We start from the raw sequence: 22951 nt of genomic DNA, 5'->3' as shown, positions 1-22951 counted from the left end.
TGCGGTGGTCATGGTTTCTCCTCCCTCCCCGGATCAGTTCTGCGCGTCGCTGGTGGTCATCACGGTGTAGAAGATCCATGACAGCAGCAGGATGATGAGGAAGTAGATCAGGGAGAGCGCGGCGGCCGGTCCGAGGTCGAACTGCCCGATGGCGGTCTTGACGAGGTCGATCGACAGGAAGGTCGTGGAATTGCCGGGGCCGCCACCGGTAATGACGAAGGGCTCGGTGTAGATCATGAAGCTGTCCATGAAGCGCAGCAGGAAGGCGATCAGCAGCACGCGTTTCATCTTCGGCAGCTGGATGTAGCGGAACACGGACCAGCGCGAGGCGCCGTCGATCTTGGCCGCCTGATAATAGGCATCCGGGATCGACACCAGACCGGCGTAGCAGAGCAGAACGACAAGGCTCGTCCAGTGCCAGACGTCCATGACGATCAGCGTGACCCAGGCATCGAAGACGTTGTTGACGTAGTTGTAGGGAATGCCGAGCACGGCGAGGGTGTAGCCGAGCAGACCGATGTCGACGCGCCCGAAGACCTGCCAGATGGTGCCGACAACGTTCCACGGGATGAGCAGCGGCAGCGACATCAGGATGAGGCAGACCGGCACGCCGAGGCCCTTCTTCGGCATGTTCAGCGCGATGAGGATGCCGAGCGGAATCTCGATCGAAAGAATGATGACCGAGAACAGCAGATTGCGCTGCAGCGCATCCCAGAAACGCGCCGAATGCAGCACCTGGATGAACCAGTCCGTGCCGGCCCAGAAGAACTCGTTATTCCCGAACGTGTCCTGCACAGAATAGTTCACGACCGTCATCAGCGGGATGACGGCGGAGAAGGCGACCAGCACCAGCACCGGCAGCACCATGAACCAGGCCTTGTTGTTCCAGGTCTTTTCCACGGCTCAGGCCCTCCCGTTGGCAACAGACGGATCGGAGACCCGCCAGCTGTCGGCATAGATGTTGACGGCGGCAGGATCGAAGGTGATGCGCGGCTCCGAAGGGATCTCGCCGTTCTCTTCCACCACGATCGCCATCGGCCGGTCCGCAAACAGAGCGCGGACGATCTTGTGGCGGCCGATGTCCTCGACCTTCGAAATCGTCACCGGCATGCCCTCGCGGCCGAGCCGGACGAATTCGGGGCGGATGCCGAGTTCGACCTTGGCGCCGCTCGCGATCTCCGGCCGGAAGCCGAGGGCGACCTGCCCGCCGCCAAGGTCGGCCGTCGTCCCGTCGATGCGCGCCGGGATGACATTCATGCCCGGCGAGCCGATGAAATAGCCGACGAAGGTGTGTCGCGGCCGCTCGAAAAGCTCCGCCGGCGTCCCGATCTGGACGATCTCGCCGTCATACATGACGACGACCTTGTCGGCGAAGGTCAGGGCTTCGGTCTGGTCGTGCGTGACATAGACCATGGTGAAGCCGAACTGCTTGTGCAGGCGCTTCAACTGCGACCGCAGAACCCATTTCATATGCGGATCGATGACGGTCAGCGGCTCGTCGAACAGGATGGCGCTGACATCATTGCGCACGAGACCGCGGCCAAGAGAAATCTTCTGCTTCTGGTCGGCCGTCAGGCCGCGGGCCGTCCTCTTTGCCCAGGACGACAGATCGATCATCTCGAGGATCTCCTTGACCCGCCTATCGACCTCGGCCTCCGGAACGCGGCGATTGCGCAAAGGGAAGGCCAGATTGTCGTAGACCGTCATCGTGTCGTAGATCACCGGGAACTGGAACACCTGCGCGATGTTGCGATCCTGCGTCGGCAGATTGGTCACATCGCGCCCGTCGAACAGGATTCGACCTTCGGACGGCGAGACGAGGCCGGAGATGATGTTGAGCAGCGTGGTCTTGCCGCAGCCGGATGGCCCGAGCAGCGCGTAGGCACCGCCATCGTCCCAGTCGTGATGAACCTCTTTCAGCGAATAATCGGCAGGCGATTTCGGATTGGGGCCGTAGGCGTGGCGGATATGGTCGAGGCTGATGCGGGCCATGTCTGTCTCCTCACGCCGCTCTGTCGAGACGGCCGTCGATGGCCCGTCCGTCGGTGGAAAAAGCCATGAGATGACGCGTATCGAGCATCAGGGTGATCGGCGTGTCCGGCTCGATGTTGCGGATGCCGGGCTCCAGCATGACCCAGCGTGCGCCGGCACATTCGACGTGCACGAAGCTTTCCGAGCCGGCGATCTCGCTGATGATGATGCGCGCGGGCAGCCTGGCGGCCGCCTCCGATGAGCCCTCGAGCGACAAATGGTAGGGGTGGAAACCGATCGTGCACGCACCGTCCGCGATGCCCGCAAGATGTGCGGGGACCGGGAGAAGCGGCGCACCGTCCAGCAGGAAACTGCTGCCGGACTTGACGACGGACAGTGTGTTCAGCGGCGGATCGGCGAAGGTGCGTGCCGTGACGAGATCGGCCGGACGGCGATAGACCTCGATCGTGGGACCGAACTGGCTGATGGTGCCCTGATGCATGGTGGCGGTATGGCCGCCGAGGAGAAGTGCTTCGCCCGGCTCCGTCGTCGCATAGACGAAGATCGCACCGGAAGCTGCGAAAATCTTGGGCAGCTCTTCGCGAAGCTCTTCGCGCAGCTTGTAGTCGAGGTTGGCAAGCGGCTCATCGAGAAGCACCAGGCTTGCATTCTTCACGATCGCGCGCGCCAGCGCCGTGCGCTGCTGCTGCCCACCGGACAGATTGAGCGGCGTGCGGGCAAGATACGGCGTCAGCTTCATCAGCTCGGCCGCCTTCTTGACCTCCCGGTCGATGGTGGCCGCGTCCTTGCCGGCAATCCGCATCGGCGATGCGATGTTCTCGTAGACCGTCATGGCGGGATAATTGATGAACTGCTGGTAGACCATGGCGACCGAACGATCCTGCACGCGAACGCCCGTCACGTCCTTGCCGTCGAAGCGGATCGTCCCGGATGTGGGCTTGTCGAGCCCCGCCATCAACCGCATCAGCGAGGTCTTGCCCGACAGTGTCGGCCCCAGCAGCACGTTCAGCGAACCGCGCTGCAACACGAGGTTCGTCGGGTGGATATGCGTATCCGCTCCCACGACCTTGGTGATATCGGTCAGTTCTAGCATGTCGTTCCTCCCAGCCTGCAGCGCTCCCTCCTTGGAGCAGCCTCAGGCGACGCAGCGCGCCGTCAATTCCTGCATGTCGTCCGCGAGCGCGCTCGCCTCGGTCTTCGAAAGGTTCAGTCCAAGCTTGGTCCGGCGCCAGAGGATGTCCTCGGCCGTCCGCGCCCACTCCCGCTCGATCAGATAGCGAACCTCGCAGCCATAGAGATCCGCGCCGTAGTGCCGACCGAGCGCCTCGATCGACGGCGCATCGCCGATGATCTCGGCAGCCAGCGTTCCATAGAGCCGGACCAGCCGCCGGGCATGGCGATCGGTGAGGAAGGGGGATCGGGATTTCAGGGCGGCCACCTGCGCCTCGTACCCCGTCGGTGCGAAATCGCCCCCCGGAAGCTTGCTCTTGGCCGTCCAGGCCGACCCCTTGTTGCCGATTGCCTCGCCGATCTTTTCGATCGCGTGTTCAGCCAGTCGGCGATAGGTGGTCAGCTTGCCCCCGAAGACGTTGAGGAGCGGCGCTGCGCCGTCTTCGCCCTCGACCTTCAGCACGTAGTCGCGCGTTGCTTCCTGCGCCTTGGACGCGCCGTCATCGAACAGCGGCCGCACGCCGGAATAGCTCCAGACAATGTCCTCACGGCGCACCGGCTCGGCGAAGTACTCGCTTGCCGCCTTGCAGAGATACTCCGTTTCGGCCTCGGTAATGCGGATATCCTTGGGATCGCCGGTAAAATCCTGGTCCGTCGTGCCGATCAGCGTGAAATCGCGCTCGTAGGGAATGGCGAAGATGATCCGACCGTCGGGATTCTGGAAGAAATAGGCCCGGGGGTCGTTGAACTTCTGACGGATAACGATGTGGCTGCCCTGAACGAGACGGACATTGTGGACCTGGTTCTTGCCGACTGCATTGGACAGGACCCGATCGACCCAGGGGCCTGCCGCATTGACCAGCATGCGCGCGGTGATGCGCCGTACAGGACCGCCCTTGCCCTCCTGGATATCCACCGCCCAAAGCTTCCCCTCGCGACGGGCCGAGATGACGCGGCTGCGCGACAGGATCTCGGCGCCCCGATTGGCGGCGTCCCGGGCGTTCAACACCACGAGGCGCGCGTCGTCCACCCAGCCGTCGGAATATTCGAACGCCTTCGTAAAGAGCGGCTTGAGGGGCCTGCCCGCAGGATCGCGCCGCATGTCCAGCGTCTTCGTCGCGGGCAGAAGCTTACGGCCGCCAATGTGATCGTAGAGGAAAAGACCGAGGCGGATGAGCCACGCAGGGCGTATGCCACCCTTATGGAACGGCAGGACGAAGCGCATCGGCCAGATGATGTGCGGCGCCATCGCCCACAGCACCTCGCGCTCCATCAGCGACTCGCGGACGAGCCGGAATTCATAATGCTCGAGGTATCGCAGGCCGCCATGGATCAGCTTCGTAGCGCCGGACGATGTGCCCGAAGCAAAATCGTTCATCTCGGCAAGAGCGACAGAGTATCCGCGACCGACAGCATCGCGCGCGATGCCGCAGCCATTGATGCCGCCGCCGATGACGAAGATATCGAAAGGTTCCTGCCCTGCCATGTTCCCCACCCCTTTCGCAATGCAACATAATAGCGCATCTGCGAAACAAGCGTATCTAAAGCGAAAATGAAACGAATGTCAAATGAAAGCCTTCCGGATTCCGTCTTTGTGTCCGGTAAAGCGATCAAGCGGTTTCCATCAACTCGACCTTATGCTCGCGACAGATGGCGCGGACACTGTCGGACGGGCATCGATCGGTGATGAACGTATCGACTTGGGATATGTGGCCGATGCGAACCGGCGCCGTGCGATCGAATTTGGAAGAATCAGAAACGAGGATCACGTGTCGCGCATTGGCGATGATCGCCTGCGCCACCTTGACCTCCCGGAAATCATAGTCGAGCAAAGCGCCGTCTTCATCTATCGCGGAGACGCCGATGATCGCGAAATCGACCTTGAACTGGCGAATGAAATCGACCGCGGCTTCGCCCACGATGCCGCCATCCGACCCCCGGACCACGCCCCCGGCAATGACCACCTCGATCTGCGGATAGACGCGCAGGCGATTGGCGACATTGATGTTATTGGTGATCACCATCAGGGACGCATGATCCACAAGCGCGTCACCGACCGTCTCGGTCGTCGTTCCGATATTGATGAAGAGCGACGCGTTGTCGGGAATAAGCGCAGCGGCGGCCCGTCCGATCGCCTGCTTCTCCAGCGCGGCCATGGATCGGCGCTCTTCGTATTCCACATTTTCATTGCCCCGCGGGAAAACGGCGCCCCCATGAATCCGGTTCAGCGTACGCGCATCGCAGAGGTCATTTAGATCCTTTCGGATCGTCTGCGGCGAGACGGAAAACCGCAGTGCAAGATCCTCGACGAGGACCCGCCCCTGCTCGCGTGCAATCGATACGATCTCGCTCTGGCGCGACGATAGCAGCACGGCGTCCTCCCCTTTCGTTTCTTTCAGTCTAGGCGGAAAACGAAAGGAGCACAATCTGCCGTGTCATCCTCGGGCGAGAACGGCCTCGATCTCTTCGAGAGCGGGCATCGCGGGTGCCGTGCCCCGCCGCGTGACGGAAATGCCGGCCGTGGCGCAGCCGAACCGCACAGCATCCACGGGGTCGCGTCCGGCGGAGAGCGCGGCCGAAAAACCGCCGACGAAGGCATCGCCGGCACCCGTGGTGTCGATCACCGGCCCGACGGTGAAAACCGGGAGGTGAAGCGATTGCGATGCGGTATGCAGAAGCACGCCGCGTCCGCCGAGCGTGATCACGGCGGCACCTGCGCCCCGGGCCATCAAGGCATCGCCCGCGCGCCGCGCGTCATCGAGCGTCTCGATGCCGAAACCGACGAGAGCCGCTGCCTCGGTTTCGTTTGGAATGATATAGTCGCTCAAACCGTAGAGCGCGTCGGGAAAGGTCTCGGCCGGCGCCGGGTTGAAGACGGTCACCACGCCGGCAGCCCGCGCGATCTCGAGAGCACGCTGTGCCGCTGCGACCGGCTGCTCCAGCTGGGTCACGAAGACGGCGGAAGTCTCGATCGTGTCGCGTGCGGCCTCGACATCCTCGACGGCGATCGTGCCCGCCGCACCGGGATAGACGATGATGGCATTGTCGCCATTCCGATCATTGACGTAGATGAAGGCAGCGCCGGTCGGCTCCGTGTCCATGACGGTCAAGACGGGCGTGACGCCCGCCTCCGCATAGGTCTTTTGCGCAAGTTCGCCGAAGGTATCGCGGCCGATCTTCGAGATGAAGGACACCGCAGCTCCGGCGCGCGCTGCTGCGACCGCCTGGTTGGAGCCTTTGCCGCCGGGCCCGACGGCAAACCCGCTGCCGCGGATCGTCTCGCCGATCACGGGCATCCGGGCCGCGAGATAAGCCGTATCGGCCACGAAAATTCCAAGAATGGATACGCCGGTCTTCGTCACGCCTGTCTCCTCACCCAAAGTCTCCCCGTTGCTGTCGCTCCGCATCCGGGCTCGCACAGGATGATCAGGCTTCTCCTCCCCGATCTCCCCGGCAGACGTCCTGCGGCCGACACTCGCGTCGCGTCGAGTGCTAGTCCTTGTGGGTTTCGGCCGCCTGGGTCATTGCGGCGCGAAGCGTGGCGTTGACGCGTTCCTGCCACCCCGGTCCGCCTGACTGGAAGTGAGCCAGGACATCGCTGTCGATCTTCAGCGTGACCATCTCCCGGGTCTTCGGAACGAGCTGACGCTCGACGGCCGGCGCAACCGGTTTTTTGACCGGCTTGAAAAGCGCTTCGGCCGCATCCTTGGCGCTCATGGGTCGGCGGGGGGTCATCGCCATCAGTATCGTCCTCGTATCGAATGGAAAGCGCGACTCTATCAGTATTTCCAACGCGCGCTCGGGGAATCGACACCATTTCGAAAACGTCCACAAGCGATTTCGCGGACATGTCGCCTGCCCGGAGGCGCGCCGGCGTGCAGCTTTTTGATAGTATTTCGTGATTTTATTCAGGCCGCCTTCGCCACTCTTTCGTATGCCTGCGCCTATTCGCCCCGGTCGCGTTTGACAAACCGTATCTCGTGCCGTATAAGACCAACATCGATACTTTGTTTGCAGATCGTTTTTTTACTGCGCCTCGCGCTTCGTGATAAAATCCCCTCTCAAAAATCGACAAAATCCTGCCATGCGTCGTATGGCGGGCAACGTATATTGCACTGAAAGGGTTTGTCATGACCACAGGCACCGTAAAATGGTTCAACGCCACCAAGGGCTTCGGCTTCATTCAGCCGGACGATGGCTCGGCTGACGTCTTCGTTCACATCTCGGCCGTCGAACGCGCTGGCATGCGCGAAATCGTCGAAGGCCAGAAGCTCGGCTTCGAGCTCGAGAAGGACCGCAAGTCGGGCAAGATGTCCGCTGGTTCGCTCCAGGCAGCTTAAGTCTTTCGCGACCCTTGACCGCGGATGTACCGGCAGGGGAAGCATGAGATAATGAAAGGTCAGGCGGATGCCTGGCCTTTTTGCGTCGGCCGACCCGCACGATTGGCAGCCTTCTGGCGGCATTTCCGACCCAGCCTGCGACGATGTTCTTTCGGTTCGCACGGATTTGCGGCATGATGCGCCCGGCAAGCCACGTCCGGGGCCACCTCGGGACCGGCACCACTGCCGGCAGGCTGCGTGTGGGATGTCACGGATGCGATCCGTGCCGGAAGACCGGGCGGCCTGGCTGCCATCGAGAAAGTAGAACAAGGAAGACACGTTGAGACACCCGAACGACAATGGCTTCAACGAGCGCCGGAAGACGGCGATCGAAGCCAAGAAGCAGCTTCTCGCAAAATTTGCTGCCGCCCCCAAGCCGACCGATCCTGAAATGCAGGCCCAGCTCGCAGCCCGCGAAGCAACGGCAAAAGCGCGGGAAGCACGGCGTGCCGAACGCGACGCCCTGAAGAAGGCCGAAAACGAACGGTTGATGGCCGAGGCTGCGGAAGCAGCCCAGGCGGCAGAGGCCGCGGAGCGGGCGGAAGCCGAAGCCAAACAGGCTGAAGTCAACGATCGCGTTGCACGCGTGGTCGCCGATGAGGCAGCCCGCAAGGCCGAACGCGACCGCCGTTATGCGGCGCGCAAGGCCCGACAGGGCTGACACGGCTCGGCATTGGCCGATGGCGGTGCCTGTCACCGCCATCCCTGTGTCCACAGCCTGACATGCCGAGGGTTCAAAAGCCGCTTTCGGCCTGAACCGATCTGGCAAAATGCCGCGTTCCCTCAGATCGATCGCGGTCTCTGGAGCCGAGCGCCCGCTGAAGGTGCAGTCCGGCGGGCCGCAGGTCTGGACGGTCAGCGTCTGCGAGCGGCGGATCTGACAGCATGCTGCAGGCCTGCCTGCGATCGCTTTTCATTGGCGGGTAACCGCCCGCACACTGCCGTGCCCGTGAGATCGGAAGATCGTGGCCCATAAATGTGGGATGGGCGCATATCCCACTTGAAGGACCCGAAATGACCACTCTGACACTGACGCCGACCCAGATCCGGGGATTGAAGCTTGCCAAGGACGGCAACCTCTTCCCGCAGGAGGCCAAGAAGTGGACACACGAAAACGCCACCATCACCTATGCCAAAACCGATCGTTTCAAGGAGCGTCCGCAGAAGATCAAGTTCGTGACGACCACGACGCTCGACGAGCTTCGCGGCATGGGCTTCCTTCGGGCGGTCGAGTCCGACAGCGCGCCGCTGGAAACGCCGCATGAGATCACGATGGCCGGCAAGATCTGGCTGCTCCAGAACAAGTGATCGAAGCGTCGGCGGTTCGGTTGTCTTTCTCGCTGGGCATCGTGTCCCTCGTGACAACAGGGCTTGCCGACAGGCCTCGGTCGTTCCTATAGAGTTGGACGGCATGGCGCGCCTGCGCATCCGCCTAATTTGAACGCCAGCGCCAGAGGCCCGGCCATGATATCGCCGACACTTCCGCGGACGCGGCTTTGACCGTCTTTAGCGACGCCGACCGCCTGCGGCTTCTCGGCTGGTCGCAAGCGTTTTCCGACCAGCTGTCGCCGGACGAGATCGACCTGAGGCCGCTTCGCGTCTCCTCCGTTCACCGCGCACGCATTGATGTGATCGATGCGGATGGCCCGGCCGATCTCCAGCTGCCGCCCAACACCAACACGGCGGACTTTGCCGTCGGAGACTGGGTGCTGGCCTCTCCCCTGACCGGCGACTTCGTGCGCCGGCTGGAGCGCGAGACGGTGCTGCAACGCCGGACAGAGGGAAGTCATGGCCAGCAACTCGCGGCCGCCAATGTCGATACGCTGTTTATCGTCACCTCCTGCAACGCAGATTTCAATCCGGCGCGTCTCGAACGCTATCTCATCATGGCGAACCAGGCAGGAACCCGGCCCGTCATCGTCCTGACGAAAGCCGACACGGTCGACGATGCTGCGGCCTATGAAACCCAGGCGCGCGCGCTGCAGCGCGATCTTCCGATCGTCACGCTCAATGCCCGCTCGCCGGATGCTTTGGAGAAGCTTTCGCCCTGGTGCGGGCCGGGCGAAACGGTTGCGCTCGTCGGTTCCTCGGGCGTCGGCAAGTCGACCCTCGTCAACACGCTTGCCGGATCCGGAATCGCGGCGCAGCAGAAAACGGGCGAGATCCGCGAGCACGACGCGAAAGGCCGGCACACCACCACGGCCCGTTCGCTGCATGCGATCGCCGGAGGCGGCTGGGTGATCGATACGCCGGGTATTCGGACGCTTTACGTCAGCGACGTCACCGATGGGATCGACACGCTGTTTGCGGAGATCACCGAACTGGCACCGCTCTGCCGGTTCCGGGATTGCACGCACCAGCACGAGCCGGGCTGTGCCGTGCAGGCCGCGATCAAGGACGGCAGACTGGACGCCGGGCGCCTCGAACGCTGGCGTGGCCTCCTCGCCGAAAATCGCGAAAAGACGCCCGTCTCGAGCGGCCCGAAAGGCAACAAGATCCTGCGAAAGAAGAAATACTAACAAGCCGCCCGGATCGCCAATGCGCCAGGATCGAACGCCTGCCGCAGACGGCAACCCATTGCCAATTCACCGATTTAGGCGCAAGATGAAACCTTCGGCAGCTTATGATGCGGGCGCTGCCGCTTCGGGGTCATGATACCCTGGCCCCAAAGCAAAGGAGGACATCATGTCTTCCACGTCGACCGCATTCGTACCAACTGTCACATCCCAGACGGCGCTCTTCCTCGTGAAGGCGACGCCCGCTCTTTCGCTGATCTTCATCACCTATTGCACGCTCATGGGCTTCGCCTGGTAAGCCAGCCGAAACCCCCATCACTTTCGGAGGACACCATGGCCAAAGGTCAAGTTCGCAGCAACAAGGAAACCCGCAAGCCCAAGAAGGACAAGGCGGCCGCAGCCTCTGCGCCCACGCTGGGCTCCCAGGTCAAGGCTGCGACGTCCGGCAAGAAGGGCTGACACGCTGACGATCGTGCCGCGCGCAATGTCGCGGCCCGGTCAAAAAAGGCTGAGAGGATGGATGTCGCCACTTGGTGTCGGACGTCACGCCTCTCAGTCAGGCACGCGCTGAAACCGCGCCAGGCGTTTACCGGTCAAGGTCCGTCTTGCCAATCCCGAGCACCACAACACAGTTTGTCGGGCTCCCGTTCTCTCCCGAACCACTGATATTACTTGATGGGCTTGCGCCTGTCCGTTTCCCCCTGTCTCGAGGACGATGATGACCTGCGAGCGGTCGCGCATGGCGTCGAGAATCCCCCAAGCGTGCCCACGAATTGCGCTGGGCGCGTTCAAAATTTCATCATTCTGCCAACGACTTGCGCATTTATTTATCAAACGGTAAATTTTTGACTGATTGATAAATTTTTCTCTGGTGCATTCTCTTTTTTCGTTGCAGGTTTGCCGCAGAAACCGGTCCATGAGGCCGAAATCACGCGACAACGAGGGGATCGCAGCATGGAAATCGGCATCTTCATCCCGATCGGCAACAATGGCTGGCTGCTGTCGGAAAACGCGCCGCAATACAAACCGAGCTTTGAGCTCAACAAGGAGATCACGCTGAAGGCCGAGAAATATGGCCTGGATTTCGTGCTCTCGATGATCAAGCTGCGCGGCTTCGGCGGCAAGACAGAGTTCTGGGACCACAACCTCGAGTCCTTCACGTTGATGGCAGGCCTGGCCGCCGTCACCACCCGCATCAAGCTGTTTGCGACCGCTGCAAGCCTCGTCATGCCGCCGGCCATCGTGGCACGCATGGCGTCCACCATCGACAGCATTTCCAACGGTCGCTTCGGCGTGAACCTCGTCACGGGCTGGCAGCGTCCGGAATATTCTCAGATGGGGATGTGGCCGGGCGACGAGTACTTTTCCCGGCGATATGACTATCTGGCAGAGTATGCGACGGTCCTGCGCGATCTCTGGGAAACGGGCACGAGCGACCTCAAGGGCGAGTTCTTTCAGATGGACGACTGCCGCCTCTCGCCCCGCCCGCAAGCCGACATGAAGATCATCTGCGCGGGCTCCTCCACGGCTGGAATGGATTTCTCGGCGGCGTATGCCGATTACAACTTCTGTTTCGGCGTCGGCGTCAACACGCCCAAGGCTTTCGCTCCGGCCGCCGAGCGGCTGATCGCCGCGACCGAGAAAACCGGGCGTCCGGTCTCGTCCTTCGTTCTCTTCATGATCATCGCCGATGAAACCGACGAGGCCGCGCGCGCCAAGTGGGAACACTACAAGGCCGGCGCCGACCAAGAGGCGATCCAGTGGCTTGGCGTTCAGGGTGCCGCCGATAAACGCTCAGGCACAGACACGAATGTCCGCCAGATGGCCGATCCTGTTTCCGCCGTCAACATCAACATGGGGACACTGGTCGGCTCGTTCGAGACAGTCGCCCGATTGCTGGACGAAGTGCCGACCGTTCCCGGTACCGGCGGTGTGCTGCTCACCTTCGATGACTTTCTCAAGGGCATCGAGGACTTCGGGACCCGCATCCAGCCGCTGATGGCTTGCCGACAGGACGCCGTGACGATGACCTTGGAGGCCGCCCAATGAGCGACACCGTTACCGCCGGCTACCAGCTGCCCCGCCGCCACGTTCAAAGCGTGACCGTCCCTGCACGGCCCGAGCCGATCAGCCTGAAGCCGAACGAGACCGCGGTCGTCGTCGTGGATATGCAGAACGCGTACTCGACCGAAGGCGGCTACGTCGACCTCGCGGGGTTCGACATTGCGGGGGCAAAGGGCACCATCGCCAATATTCAGAAGACGCTGGACGCCGCGCGGGCGGCCGGCGTGCTCGTCGTCTACTTCCAGAACGGGTGGGACAAGGACTATATGGAGGCAGGCGGGCCGGGTTCCCCGAACTGGCACAAGTCGAATGCGCTGAAAACGATGCGCGCGCGTCCGGAGCTGCAGGGACAGCTCCTGGCCAAGGGCACCTGGGATTATGCGATCGTCGACGCTCTGCAACCCCAACCGGGCGACGTCCTCGTGCCGAAGACGCGCTATAGCGGCTTCTTCAACACGAACATGGACAGTGTCCTGCGCGCCCGCGGCATTCGCAATCTGGTCTTCGTCGGCATTGCCACGAATGTCTGCGTCGAGAGCTCGCTGCGCGATGCCTTTCATCTGGAATACTTCGGCGTCATGCTGGAAGATGCGACGCATCATCTCGGGCCGGCGTTCATCCAGCAGGCGACGGTCTACAATGTCGAGAAGTTCTTCGGCTGGGTATCGACCGTCAGTGATTTCTGCGGCGCGATCTCGCAGGCCGCGCCCGAGGCTCGCTGAAGCCCGCCCGCATTTTTCACACCGTCCAAGGAGTCCCCATGCCGAAGTCCATCATCGTCCCGGAAGGCACGCACAAGCCGATCGCTCCGTTTTCACCGGGCACGCTTGCCGATGGCGTCGTCTATGTGTCGGGCACCCTGCCCTTCGACAAGAACAACGACGTCGTTCACGTCGGTGATGCCGGCGCCCAGACGCGCCATGTGCTCGAAACCATCAAGTCGGTCATCGAGACAGCCGGCGGGACGATGGACGACGTCACCATGAACCATATCTTCATCACCGATTGGGCGAACTATCAGGCCGTGAACGCGGTCTATGCCGAATATTTCCCGGGCGACAAGCCGGCGCGCTTCTGCATCCAGTGCGGCCTCGTCAAGCCGGACGCCCTGATCGAGATCGCCACCATCGCCCATATAGGCTGAGCAGAGACGCGATCGGCTTCGGCGTGGCAAGGAAGAAGAGCAAAGACATGCATGTCGAAATCCACGGCCGGACGGATGCGGCTGCCCGCACCGTTCTGTTGTCCTCCGGCCTCGGCGGCTCCGGCAGCTACTGGGCGGAGCAGATCCCCGCCCTGACGGACACGTTCCGCGTGGTCACCTATGACCACCGTGGAACGGGCCGCACAGGTGGCGACGTGCCGGCCACGGGCGGTATTGCGGCGATGGCCGACGACGTGCTGGATCTTCTCGATGCGCGAGAGATCGATCAGGTCGACTTCGTCGGTCACGCGCTGGGCGGACTGATCGGTCTCGACATCGCGCTCCGCCAACCCGGCCGTATCGGTCGGCTTGCGCTCGTCAATGCGTGGAGCAAGGCCGACCCGCATTCGGGCCGCTGCTTCGACATCCGCATCGAGCTTCTGGAGGCGTCCGGCATACCGGCCTTCGTCAAGGCACAGCCCCTGTTTCTCTACCCCGCCGTATGGATGTCGGAGAATGCGGATCGCATGGCCGCGGACGAAGCGCACGGAATTGCGCATTTTCAGGGCAAAACCAATCTGCTGCGCCGCATCGCGGCGCTGCGCACCTTCGATATCGACGACCGGCTGGCGGACATCGGGCACGAGACCTTGGTGATGGCGAGCCGGGATGACCTCCTCGTTCCCTGGACGCGCTCGCAACGGCTGGCCGATGGTCTTCCGAACGCCATCCTGGACCTCGTCGATCACGGCGGTCATGCCGTGAACATTGTGGATCCCGGTCCCTTCAATCAGCGGCTGGTGCAGTTTCTTGCAGGCCCGAACCGAGAGAAAGTGAGCGTTTCATGAGCACGGCCGCTTCCGCACGCACGGACCTTGCGGAGATCTCCGACCACGACGCCCGACGTGCCGCGTTTCGCAGTGCGATGTCGAAGCTCGGTGCCGCCGTCAACATCATCACGACGGATGGCCCGGGTGGCCGCACCGGCTTCGCCGCAACGGCCGTCTGCAGCGTGACCGACGACCCGCCGACGCTTCTCGTCTGTCTCAACCGCTCTGCCTCGGTCTATGACGCCGTCACAGTGAACAAGGTGCTCTGCGTCAACACGCTGAATGCCGGCCACCAGGGACTTTCACAGCTTTTCGGCGGAAAGACACCGGCAGCCGACCGATTTGCGACAGCCGACTGGTCAGTCTTGTCGACGGGAGCCCCCGTGCTGGACGACGCGCTCGTTTCTTTCGATTGCCGGATCGAGAGCACGGTTGCCCAGGGCACGCACGACGTTCTGTTCTGCCGCGTGGTTTCCACGGCGTCGCGTGCGGAGGGCAAGGCGCTCCTCTATTTCGACCGCGCCTACCACGAGGTCTGACGACCGCCGACACCCACGGGCACTGGCGGTCGCTTGCGTCAACGGTTCCGACGACCTCCTGTCAGGCCCCTACCACTCAGCGACGCTTCCGTCGGAATGACGCCACAGCGGGTTGCGCCAGCGGTGGCCCTCGGCGGCGCGCGCAATCACATAGTCTTCGTCCACCTCGATCCCGAGGCCGGGGCCCTGCGGAATGGAGACGAAGCCGTCCTCGTAGTGGAAGACCTCCTTGTTGGAGATGTAATCGAGGATATCGTTGCCCGTGTTGTAGTGGATACCGAGGCTCTGTTCCTGAATGAAGGCGTTGTAGCTGACGGCATCGACCTGCAGGCAGGCGGCAAGCGCGATCGGTCCGAGCGGGCAATGGGGCGCCAGCGCCACATCATAGGCCTCGGCCATTGCCGCGATCTTGCGGCATTCCGTGATGCCGCCGGCATGCGACAAGTCCGGCTGGAGGATATCGACGTAGCCATCGGAGAGGACCTGCTTGAAGTCCCAGCGCGAATAGAGTCGCTCGCCGAGCGCAATCGGCGTCGAGCAATGATTGGCGATCTCCTTGAGCGCCTCCCGGTTTTCCGACAGAACGGGCTCTTCGATGAACATGAGATTGTAGGGCTGCAGTTCCTTGGCCAGCACCTTGGCCATCGGCCGGTGCACGCGGCCGTGGAAATCGACGCCAATGCCGACATGCGGGCCGATCGCCTCGCGAATGATCGCAATGGTCTCGACCGCACGCTCGACCTTGTCCCAGCTATCGACGATCTGCATCTCCTCGCAGCCGTTCAGCTTGATGGCCTTGAAGCCACGGGCGACGACATCGCGCGCATTGTTGGCAACGTCGCTCGGGCGATCGCCACCGATCCAGGAATAGACCTTGATCTTGTCGCGGACCTGGCCGCCGAGCAGCGAATGGATCGGCTGACCGAGCGCCTTGCCCTTGATATCCCAGAGCGCCTGGTCGATGCCGGCGATCGCGCTCATATGGATCGCGCCGCCGCGGTAGAACCCGCCGCGATACATGACATTCCAGTGGTCCTCGATCAGAAACGGATCCTTGCCGATCAGGTAGTCCTCAAGCTCGTGGACGGCAGCCTGCACGGTCAGGGCCCGGCCTTCGACCACCGGCTCGCCCCAGCCTGTGATGCCCTCGTCGGTCTCGATCTTCAGGAACATCCAGCGTGGCGGCACAATATACGTGGTCAGTTTCGTGATTTTCATGACATCTGTCTCTGGGTTGCTGGTGGGTGGAAAGAGAGTTTCAGGGCAAGGGACGGCGCGGATGCTTCCGCAGCGCTGTTGCCAGATCGCGGGCCGCAAGATCCAGCATCTGCAACGAACAGGCCCGGGCCGCAGCCTTGTCCCGCACCCTCAGCGCCTCGATCAAGGCGCGATGAATGTCCACGGCCTCGCCCCGAGCGTCGACCGCGTCGTTGGAGGCGTGAAGCGAAAACTCCAGCGCAGCCTGGATAATGCTCGAGAGCTGCATGAAGACCTGATTGTGACTGGCCTTCATGAGGTTGGTGTGGAAGGCAACGTCGGCCGCCGTGAAGGCTTCCACGTCGCCTTCGGCATCCTGCATGCGCTGCCAGGCATGTTCGATGTCCGCGATTTCCTGAACGGTGGCGCGCTCTGCAGCAAGCTCGGCGGCAAACGGCTCCGTCGCCCGCCGCGCGTCGAGAATGCTTTGCAGAAGGTCGAGATTGAAGATTCGGGGGCCGATCCATTCGAGCACCTGCCGATCCAGCAAATTCCACTCTTCGAGCGGGCAGATCTGCGTGCCGATGCGCGAGCGTCCGCGCACCATGCCTTTGGACGCCAATATCTTCAGCGTCTCGCGGATCACCGTGCGGCTGACACCGTAGCGGATACACAACTCCCCTTCGGTTGGCAGCATGCCACTGGGGGGAAACACGTCGCGGCAGATATCGGAGGCCAGGGACCGCGTCACGTTGTCTTGCACGCGCGGACGCTTGACCGAGCCATCCTCGGCCAACGTCTCCGTCTGGACCACGATGCGATCGCGCGGTCGTCTCATGTTGCTTCCCCCGATCCGTTCGGTTCGATCCGCCAAAGGGCACGGCCCGCGTTCCCCGATGAGGCTGTCCGTCAAATCACCTGCATGTCAGCGACATCAGCAGAAAATCAATCATCATACAAGAGCGCTTCGAATTATGATGATAGCGTTTTGCAGGGTAAGAGCGAATGGCGGAGGAACGTGGCGCCATCAAGGCCTGCGCCTTGCGCCTCGACCGTCCGTAACCGAGCCGCCGAACGCGAACGGCTCGCTAATCGGGTCTGGATCGTCGCAGGAAACAGCCGATCTCGCGCGAATTAACGGTGGACGCAAAAACGGGAGGTGGCAATTAACGGTCCCTTAGGCAATTAAGTTCAACCTTACGGAGAGCCAAGGGGGCTTGGTTCAATTGTAACTCTGAGGTTTTGGATGTCGATCATGTCACGTTTCCTGCGTGACGCCGCTGCAGGTGCCGCGGTCGTAATCGGCGTTGTCCACCATCTCATTTCAGCGCTTACCATCTGCAGGCACATGAGCCGCGTTTTTTTCCGCGGATCGATAGGAACGACAGGCTCCGTTTCCAGGTCACGGCCGATACGCATCCCCGTGACGTCCACGTCTTTCAAGCCCTTGGCCGCAAGTCTGTCACGCGCCGCCGAAGGATCACGATGGCAGGGATCAAGCCGAATGCAGGCAGGCAGGAAGACGTCATTTTTCAGACGCTAGAGACCGAAAGCTGGAACGGTTCGCGGTGCCGGGCAGCATCGCACCGACCAGGACATGAACATTCAAGAAACGAGTGGGGGCACATGTTTGGATTGAATCACATCGCGGGACGGGGATCCGATATCTCGGACGCGCTCTCGAACTCTCAGGGCATCATCGAATTCGACCTGGAAGGAAAGATCCTGCGGGCGAACGAGAACTTCTGTCGTGCGCTGGGCTACACGATGGCGGAAATCGCCGGCAAGCATCACAGCCTGTTTTGTGATCCTGAGACCGTGGCGTCTCCCGAATATGCCGCCTTCTGGAGGCGTCTGGCGAGCGGAACCTTTGACGCCGGTGCCTACAAGCGCATCGGCAAGGGCGGCCGCGAGGTTTGGATCCAGGCGACCTATAATCCCGTGATGAAGGGCGGCAAGCCCTACAAGGTGGTGAAATTAGCCGCGGATATCACGGCTGCCAAGGAAAAGGCGATCGAGGACGCCGGCAAACTCGACGCCATCTCGCGCTCGCAGGCCGTCATCGAATTCTATCCGACCGGCGAAATCATCACGGCGAACGAAAATTTCTGCAAGACGCTCGGCTATGAGCTCACCGAGATCGTCGGGCGACATCACAGCATGTTCTGCCGCAAGGACTACATTTCCACACCGGAGTACAAGGGTTTTTGGAGCCGGCTGGCGGACGGAGAATTCATCGCCAACGAATTTGTGCGCGTTGGCAAGGGTGGGAAAGAGGTCTGGATTCAGGCGGCCTACAATCCGATCCTCGATTCCCGCGGCAAGGTCTGCAAAGTCGTCAAGTTCGCAACCGACGTCACCGAACGCATGTGCGCCATTGCCGAGATCGGCCTGGCGCTGAAGGCGATGTCCAACGGTGACCTCACCCACACGCTCGACAGGTCGTTCGTGCCCTCGATGGAGGATCTGCGGCACCACTTCAACGCTTCCGTCGCACAACTCCGCGGCGCGATGGAAAACATCGGGATCAGCGTCGCTGCCATCGCCGATGGTTCGAACGAGATCAGCCAGAACGCTGGAAGCCTCTCGCGCCGCACCGAGCAGAATGCCGCCAGCCTTGAGGAAAGCGCGGCCGCTCTCGAAGAGATCACCACCACCGTCAACGATACGAGCAGCCGCGCCCAGGAAGCCGGGAGCCTCGTCATCCAGACGCGGAGCAGCGCCGAGCATTCCGGCGCGGTCGTCGAGCGGGCCATCTCGGCCATGGCCGAAATCTCCTCATCCTCGCAGTCGATCACGAGCATCATCGGCGTCATCGACGAGATCGCGTTCCAGACCAACCTGCTCGCGCTCAACGCCGGCATCGAAGCCGCCCGCGCCGGCGAGGCCGGTCGGGGATTTGCCGTGGTCGCACAGGAGGTCCGGGAACTGGCGCAGCGATCGGCGCAGGCAGCAAAGGAGATCGGCGCCCTCATCGCCGCGTCAAACGGGATCGTTCGCAACGGCGTCGAGCTGGTTGGACAAACCGGCCGCGCCTTGGGGGATATCGTCAACAAGGTCGGCTTGATCGATAACAACATCGCCGCCATTGTCCAGGCGAACAAAGAGCAGGCCGTGGGTCTGCGGGAGATCAATATCGCGATCAACGCCATGGACCAGGCGACGCAGCAAAACGCGGCCATGGCCGAAGAAAGCACCGCGGCCAGCGTAGAACTGGCGGCGCAGGCCACGGCGCTTCGCCAGCTTCTTGCAGCCTTCACCTACAGCGAGCCCCGAATGCGCCGGGTCGCCTGACGGCCCTGTCCGTTTCCCGGGAACCGGCTGGCAGATGGGCGGTTGTGGCACAAAGAAAGGTTTGTGCCATGCCACCTGAACAGAACACCTATCCCCCGCTCGACCGGCCGAAGCCGATCGCCGAAAATGTCTGGATCGTGGATAGCGGCCCGATGATGGCTATGGGCATCATCCCGCTCCCCGTCAGAATGACGATCGTGCGGCTCCGGGACGGCTCCCTCTGGGTCCACTCGCCGACGCAGTTCTTTGCCATGCTTCAACGGCAGCTGGAAGACCTGGGGCCGATCCGCCATTTCGTTGCGCCAAACAGTGCGCACTGGACATTTCTGGAGGAGTGGCAGGCGCGCATTCCCGGCGCCGTCGCCTGGGCCGCCCCCGGGCTGAAGGATCGCGCCCAGGTCAAGCGCTCCTCCGTGCGTCTCGACCACGAGCTTGCGCGCGATGGCAAGACCCCTTGGGATGACGAGATCGAACAGATCTTCGTGGACGGCGGCGGCGGCTTTTGCGAAGTGTGCTTTTTCCATCGCCCCAGCGAGACGCTGATCCTCACGGACCTTGTCCAGAACATGGAGCCCGAAAAACTGTCCCTGCCCGGCCGCATCATCGGGCGTATCGCGGGCGTCACGGCGCCGGACGGGCGCGCGCCCGTCTATCTCCGGTCCGTCATCAAGAAAAAAGGCGAAGGTCCGCGCAACGCCGCACGCCGTCTGGTCGCGCTCTCGCCCCAGCGCGTCGTTTTCGCGCATGGCGCCTGTTTTGAAGACAACGCAGCTGCCCGGCTCGCCACTTCGCTCGACTGGCTCTTGTAGCGCCATCGCGTTGCCGCCAGCGCGCGACGGTCAGACCCGGGCTTTGCGCAGCCCGGGTCTGATCGTCGCTGACCGCGATCTTCGCTTCAGCCCTTGAACGTGTAGTCCGCGATCGACTGCGCCTTCATCTCGATCGAGAAACCGGGACGGGTCGGCGGCATGTAGGCGGCGTTCTCGATCACGCAGGGTTCGAGGAAATGCTCGTGCAGGTGATCGACATATTCGATGACGCGGTCCGTTTTCGTGCCGGACACCGCGACATAGTCGATCATCGAGAGATGCTGGACATATTCGCAGAGGCCAACGCCGCCCGCATGGGGCCAGACCGGCAGCTGGTACTTCGCGGCGACGAGCAGGACCGCCAGCACCTCGTTCAGCCCGCCCATTCGGCAGCTGTCGATCTGGACGATGTCGATCGCGCCCTCGGCGATGAACTGCTTGAACATGATGCGATTCTGGCACATTTCGCCGGTCGCAACCTTCACCGGCGAGATCGCCTGCCGGATCTTGCGGTGGCCGGCAACATCATCGGGGCTCGTCGGCTCCTCGATGAAGAACGGCTTGCAGAACGCGAGCTGCTTGACCCAGTCGATCGCTTCGCCGACCTCCCAGACCTGATTTGCGTCGATCATCAGGTAGCGATCCGGCCCGATGACCTCGCGGGCGATCGTCAGGCGACGGATATCGTCCTCGAGATCGCGCCCGACCTTCATCTTGACGTGGTTGAACCCCTCGTCGATCGCTTCCTGGCAGAGGCGACGCAGCTTGTCGTCGTCATAGCCGAGCCAGCCGGCCGACGTGGTGTAGCAGGTGTAGCCTTCCTTCCGCAGCACGGCCATGCGCTCGGCCTTGCCGGGCTCGGCGCGCTTGAGGATGTCGATTGCCTCGTCGCGGGTCAGGACGTCGGTCAGATAGCGGTAATCGACGATGTCGGCGATCTCTTCGGGCGACATCTCGCTGACCATCTGCCAGACCGGCTTGCCCGCCTCTTTGGCGAGAAGGTCCCAAACCGCGTTGACGACAGCGCCGGTCGCCAGATGCATCGCGCCCTTTTCGGGCCCGATCCAGCGCAACTGGCTGTCGCTCGTCAGATGCCGCCAGTAGCGGCCGGGATTCTCCAGAACCTTGGAAAGCTCGGTTCCGACAACGAGGTGCCGCATCGCCTGGATGGCCATGCAGCAGATCTCGTTGCCGCGACCGATGGTGAAGGTCAGGCCATGACCGTCCAGACCGGGCGTGTCCGTGTCGAGAATGACATAGGCTGCCGAGTAATCCGGGTCTGGATTCATGGCATCCGAGCCGTCGAGGCTCTGGGACGTCGGAAAGCGCAGGTCGAACACGCGCAGGTCTGTGATGCGGGTCATGGTGGCTCCGGAGAGATTGGAGGAAGGTTCAGGCGTCGGCGCGGGCAGTCTGGCGCTGCGAACCCAGGCCGTCGATCCCGAGTTCGATCACGTCGCCGGGCTTGAGGTAGCGCGGCGGCTTCATGCCCATGCCGACGCCGGGCGGCGTGCCCGTCGAGATGACATCCCCCGGCTGCAGCGACATGAACTGCGACAGGTAGGACACGAGATAGGCCGCGCCGTAGACCATGGTCTTGGTCGTGCCGTCCTGCATCGTCTCGCCGTTGACCTTCAGCCAAAGGCGCAGATCCTGCGGATCGGGGACCTCGTCCTTCGTCACCAGCCAGGGTCCGGTCGGCCCGAACGTGTCGCAGGACTTGCCCTTGGTCCACTGGCCCGAGCGTTCCGTCTGGAACGCGCGTTCGCTGACGTCGTGGATCGTGCAGTAGCCGGCGACATAGTCGAGCGCTTCCGCCTCGCTCACATATTTGGCCTTGCGGCCGATGACGATGCCGAGTTCGACCTCCCAGTCGGTCTTCTCGGACCCGCGGGGAATAATGAGATCATCGTTCGGCCCTGTGATCGCCGATGTCGCCTTCATGAAGATGATCGGCTCCGGCGGGACGGTCGCCCCCGTTTCAGCAGCGTGGTCGGAATAATTGAGGCCGATGCAGATGAACTTGCCCGTGCCGGCCACGCAGGCACCAAGCCGCGCGTCGGCAAACACCAGCGGCAGCGATGCCGGATCAATGGTGGCAAGTTTTGCGAGCGCATCGGGATCGATGGCGGCGCCGGAAAGATCGGGGATATGACCGGAGAGGTCACGAATGGCGCCGGCAGCATCGATCAGACCGGGCTTTTCGGCGCCCTCGGCGCCGTAACGGACGAATTTCATAGCGTTATCCTTGCAGTTTGACGAAAGGGTCGAGCGGCCGTCAGATCGACCAGCCGCCGTCGATGGCGTAGGCCTGGCCGGTCGTATAGGTGGCGCCAGCGAGATAGACGGCGAGATCGGCGATCTCTTCCGCCGTCCCGAGCCGGCCCATCGGCTGGCGGGCGATGAAGGCGGCGCGCGCGGTCTCGTAGTCGCCCTGGGCACGCATGCGTCCTTCGAGCGAGGGGCTTTCGACCGTGCCCGGGCAGATGGCGTTGCAGCGGATGCCGGCGGCGACGTAATCCGCAGCGACAGCCTTGGTCAGGCCGATGACGGCGGCCTTCGTCGTGCCATAGGCAAAGCGGTTCGGCACGCCCTTCATGCTGGAAGCGACGGAGGCCATGTTGATGATGGCGCCGTCCTTGCGCGCGATCATGCCGGGCAGCACGGCGCGGATGGTGCGGATCATTGCCTTGACGTTGAGGTCGAAGGCGAAATCGAGGTCCTTGTCCGGCATATCGAGGATCGAACCGGAATGAACGACGCCGGCGCAGTTGAAGAGCACGTCCACGGCACCGATGTCGGCGACGATCGCCTTGACCGCGGCCTCGTCGAGAACGTCGAGCTTGTGCGTGAGAATGCCGGGCTCACTGGCGATCTCGGAGAGGATATCGAGGTTGATGTCGGTCGCGTGAACGGTCGCGCCCGCCTTGGCGAAGGCGAGAGCCGTCGCCCGGCCGATCCCCTGGGCGGCGGCCGTGATCAACACCGTCTTGCCCGTCATTGTCGTCGTCATGGGT

General features: G+C 62.6%; 25 protein-coding genes. 13 read left to right on the top strand and 12 right to left on the bottom strand.

Annotation, left to right across the window (positions count from 1 at the left end; all coding sequences use genetic code 11):
- Positions 1–33 precede the first annotated feature (33 nt).
- The 7 genes from ASG03_RS12295 to ASG03_RS12265 all read right to left on the bottom strand — a co-directional run bounded on the left by ASG03_RS12295 (position 34) and on the right by ASG03_RS12265 (position 6903).
- Positions 34–900 carry a carbohydrate ABC transporter permease gene (locus tag ASG03_RS12295; protein ID WP_062478674.1) on the bottom strand — a complete coding sequence of 289 codons (867 nt, stop codon included), beginning with the start codon at positions 898–900 and terminating at the stop codon, positions 34–36.
- A 3-nt stretch (positions 901–903) separates the two neighbouring features.
- A complete protein-coding gene (locus ASG03_RS12290; RefSeq protein WP_062478670.1) occupies positions 904–1992 on the bottom strand; it encodes an ABC transporter ATP-binding protein in 1089 nt (362 codons plus the stop codon).
- Between the two features lie 10 nt (positions 1993–2002).
- Positions 2003–3085, bottom strand: a complete 1083-nt coding sequence (locus tag ASG03_RS12285; protein WP_062693763.1) for an ABC transporter ATP-binding protein — start codon at positions 3083–3085, stop codon at positions 2003–2005.
- A gap of 42 nt (positions 3086–3127) precedes the next feature.
- On the bottom strand, positions 3128–4648 hold the full coding sequence (locus tag ASG03_RS12280; protein WP_062693762.1) for a glycerol-3-phosphate dehydrogenase: 1521 nt from the start codon (positions 4646–4648) through the stop codon (positions 3128–3130).
- A gap of 124 nt (positions 4649–4772) precedes the next feature.
- Positions 4773–5534 (bottom strand): DeoR/GlpR family DNA-binding transcription regulator, encoded by a 762-nt coding sequence (locus tag ASG03_RS12275; protein WP_062478659.1) that lies wholly within the window; start codon positions 5532–5534, stop codon positions 4773–4775.
- Positions 5535–5597: 63 nt separating this feature from the next.
- Positions 5598–6524, bottom strand: coding sequence for a ribokinase (locus ASG03_RS12270; protein ID WP_244475236.1), 927 nt, complete (start codon positions 6522–6524; stop codon positions 5598–5600).
- A gap of 130 nt (positions 6525–6654) precedes the next feature.
- Entirely contained in the window at positions 6655–6903 is a 249-nt protein-coding gene (locus ASG03_RS12265) for a BrnA antitoxin family protein (RefSeq protein ID WP_062693760.1), read from the bottom strand.
- Between the two features lie 389 nt (positions 6904–7292).
- Here ASG03_RS12265 and ASG03_RS12260 point away from each other — a divergent pair, with 389 nt between their 5' ends.
- The 11 genes from ASG03_RS12260 to rutF all read left to right on the top strand — a co-directional run bounded on the left by ASG03_RS12260 (position 7293) and on the right by rutF (position 14634).
- The gene (locus ASG03_RS12260) at positions 7293–7502 is read left to right on the top strand and encodes a cold-shock protein (protein WP_062478651.1); all 210 of its coding nucleotides are present in this window, start codon (positions 7293–7295) and stop codon (positions 7500–7502) included.
- A gap of 319 nt (positions 7503–7821) precedes the next feature.
- Positions 7822–8202 (top strand): DUF6481 family protein, encoded by a 381-nt coding sequence (locus ASG03_RS12255; protein ID WP_062478644.1) that lies wholly within the window; start codon positions 7822–7824, stop codon positions 8200–8202.
- Between the two features lie 353 nt (positions 8203–8555).
- Positions 8556–8849, top strand: a complete 294-nt coding sequence (locus tag ASG03_RS12250; RefSeq protein WP_062478642.1) for a hypothetical protein — start codon at positions 8556–8558, stop codon at positions 8847–8849.
- Positions 8850–9037: 188 nt separating this feature from the next.
- Complete coding sequence (gene rsgA / locus ASG03_RS12245; protein ID WP_082475723.1) at positions 9038–10060, top strand: ribosome small subunit-dependent GTPase A; 1023 nt, start codon at positions 9038–9040, stop codon at positions 10058–10060.
- A 166-nt stretch (positions 10061–10226) separates the two neighbouring features.
- Entirely contained in the window at positions 10227–10355 is a 129-nt protein-coding gene (locus ASG03_RS22125) for a hypothetical protein (RefSeq protein ID WP_274533651.1), read from the top strand.
- A gap of 35 nt (positions 10356–10390) precedes the next feature.
- Complete coding sequence (locus ASG03_RS22120) at positions 10391–10516, top strand: hypothetical protein (RefSeq protein ID WP_274533650.1); 126 nt, start codon at positions 10391–10393, stop codon at positions 10514–10516.
- 495 nt (positions 10517–11011) lie between these two features.
- A complete protein-coding gene (rutA, locus tag ASG03_RS12240) occupies positions 11012–12106 on the top strand; it encodes a pyrimidine utilization protein A (protein WP_062478636.1) in 1095 nt (364 codons plus the stop codon).
- Positions 12103–12843 carry a pyrimidine utilization protein B gene (gene rutB, locus ASG03_RS12235; protein ID WP_062693758.1) on the top strand — a complete coding sequence of 247 codons (741 nt, stop codon included), beginning with the start codon at positions 12103–12105 and terminating at the stop codon, positions 12841–12843. The genes rutA and rutB overlap by 4 nt, the downstream gene beginning before the upstream one ends.
- 38 nt (positions 12844–12881) lie before the next feature.
- Positions 12882–13265, top strand: a complete 384-nt coding sequence (gene rutC, locus ASG03_RS12230) for a pyrimidine utilization protein C (RefSeq protein ID WP_062478621.1) — start codon at positions 12882–12884, stop codon at positions 13263–13265.
- Positions 13266–13312: 47 nt separating this feature from the next.
- Complete coding sequence (rutD, locus tag ASG03_RS12225) at positions 13313–14113, top strand: pyrimidine utilization protein D (protein ID WP_062693757.1); 801 nt, start codon at positions 13313–13315, stop codon at positions 14111–14113.
- Positions 14110–14634 (top strand): NADH-dependent FMN reductase RutF, encoded by a 525-nt coding sequence (gene rutF, locus ASG03_RS12220; protein WP_062693756.1) that lies wholly within the window; start codon positions 14110–14112, stop codon positions 14632–14634. Before rutD ends, rutF begins: the two co-directional genes overlap by 4 nt.
- A 69-nt stretch (positions 14635–14703) precedes the next feature.
- On the opposite strand, the gene dgoD is transcribed toward rutF, so the two are convergent.
- Together dgoD and ASG03_RS12210 are read right to left on the bottom strand one after the other, a co-directional pair.
- Positions 14704–15852, bottom strand: coding sequence for a galactonate dehydratase (dgoD, locus tag ASG03_RS12215; protein ID WP_062478612.1), 1149 nt, complete (start codon positions 15850–15852; stop codon positions 14704–14706).
- Between the two features lie 40 nt (positions 15853–15892).
- Positions 15893–16669 carry a FadR/GntR family transcriptional regulator gene (locus ASG03_RS12210; protein ID WP_082475722.1) on the bottom strand — a complete coding sequence of 259 codons (777 nt, stop codon included), beginning with the start codon at positions 16667–16669 and terminating at the stop codon, positions 15893–15895.
- Positions 16670–17457: 788 nt separating this feature from the next.
- On the opposite strand from ASG03_RS12210, the gene ASG03_RS12205 reads away from it, so the two are divergent.
- Together ASG03_RS12205 and ASG03_RS12200 are read left to right on the top strand one after the other, a co-directional pair.
- The gene (locus ASG03_RS12205) at positions 17458–19125 is read left to right on the top strand and encodes a methyl-accepting chemotaxis protein (protein ID WP_062478609.1); all 1668 of its coding nucleotides are present in this window, start codon (positions 17458–17460) and stop codon (positions 19123–19125) included.
- A gap of 68 nt (positions 19126–19193) precedes the next feature.
- The gene (locus ASG03_RS12200; protein WP_062478606.1) at positions 19194–19934 is read left to right on the top strand and encodes a DUF4336 domain-containing protein; all 741 of its coding nucleotides are present in this window, start codon (positions 19194–19196) and stop codon (positions 19932–19934) included.
- A gap of 86 nt (positions 19935–20020) precedes the next feature.
- On the opposite strand, the gene ASG03_RS12195 is transcribed toward ASG03_RS12200, so the two are convergent.
- Genes ASG03_RS12195 through ASG03_RS12185 form a run of 3 tightly spaced genes read right to left on the bottom strand, consistent with a single transcriptional unit; the run spans position 20021 to position 22947 of the window.
- Positions 20021–21298 carry an L-fuconate dehydratase gene (locus ASG03_RS12195; RefSeq protein WP_062693755.1) on the bottom strand — a complete coding sequence of 426 codons (1278 nt, stop codon included), beginning with the start codon at positions 21296–21298 and terminating at the stop codon, positions 20021–20023.
- Positions 21299–21326: 28 nt separating this feature from the next.
- A complete protein-coding gene (locus tag ASG03_RS12190) occupies positions 21327–22172 on the bottom strand; it encodes a fumarylacetoacetate hydrolase family protein (RefSeq protein ID WP_062693754.1) in 846 nt (281 codons plus the stop codon).
- A gap of 40 nt (positions 22173–22212) precedes the next feature.
- The gene (locus tag ASG03_RS12185) at positions 22213–22947 is read right to left on the bottom strand and encodes an SDR family oxidoreductase (RefSeq protein ID WP_062693753.1); all 735 of its coding nucleotides are present in this window, start codon (positions 22945–22947) and stop codon (positions 22213–22215) included.
- Positions 22948–22951 lie beyond the last annotated feature (4 nt).

Origin of the sequence: Rhizobium sp. Leaf341, from assembly GCF_001424325.1 — a bacterium.
In the GTDB taxonomy this organism is placed as follows: Bacteria; Pseudomonadota; Alphaproteobacteria; order Rhizobiales; family Rhizobiaceae; genus Ferranicluibacter.
This window is presented reverse-complemented; position numbering and strand designations above follow the sequence as displayed.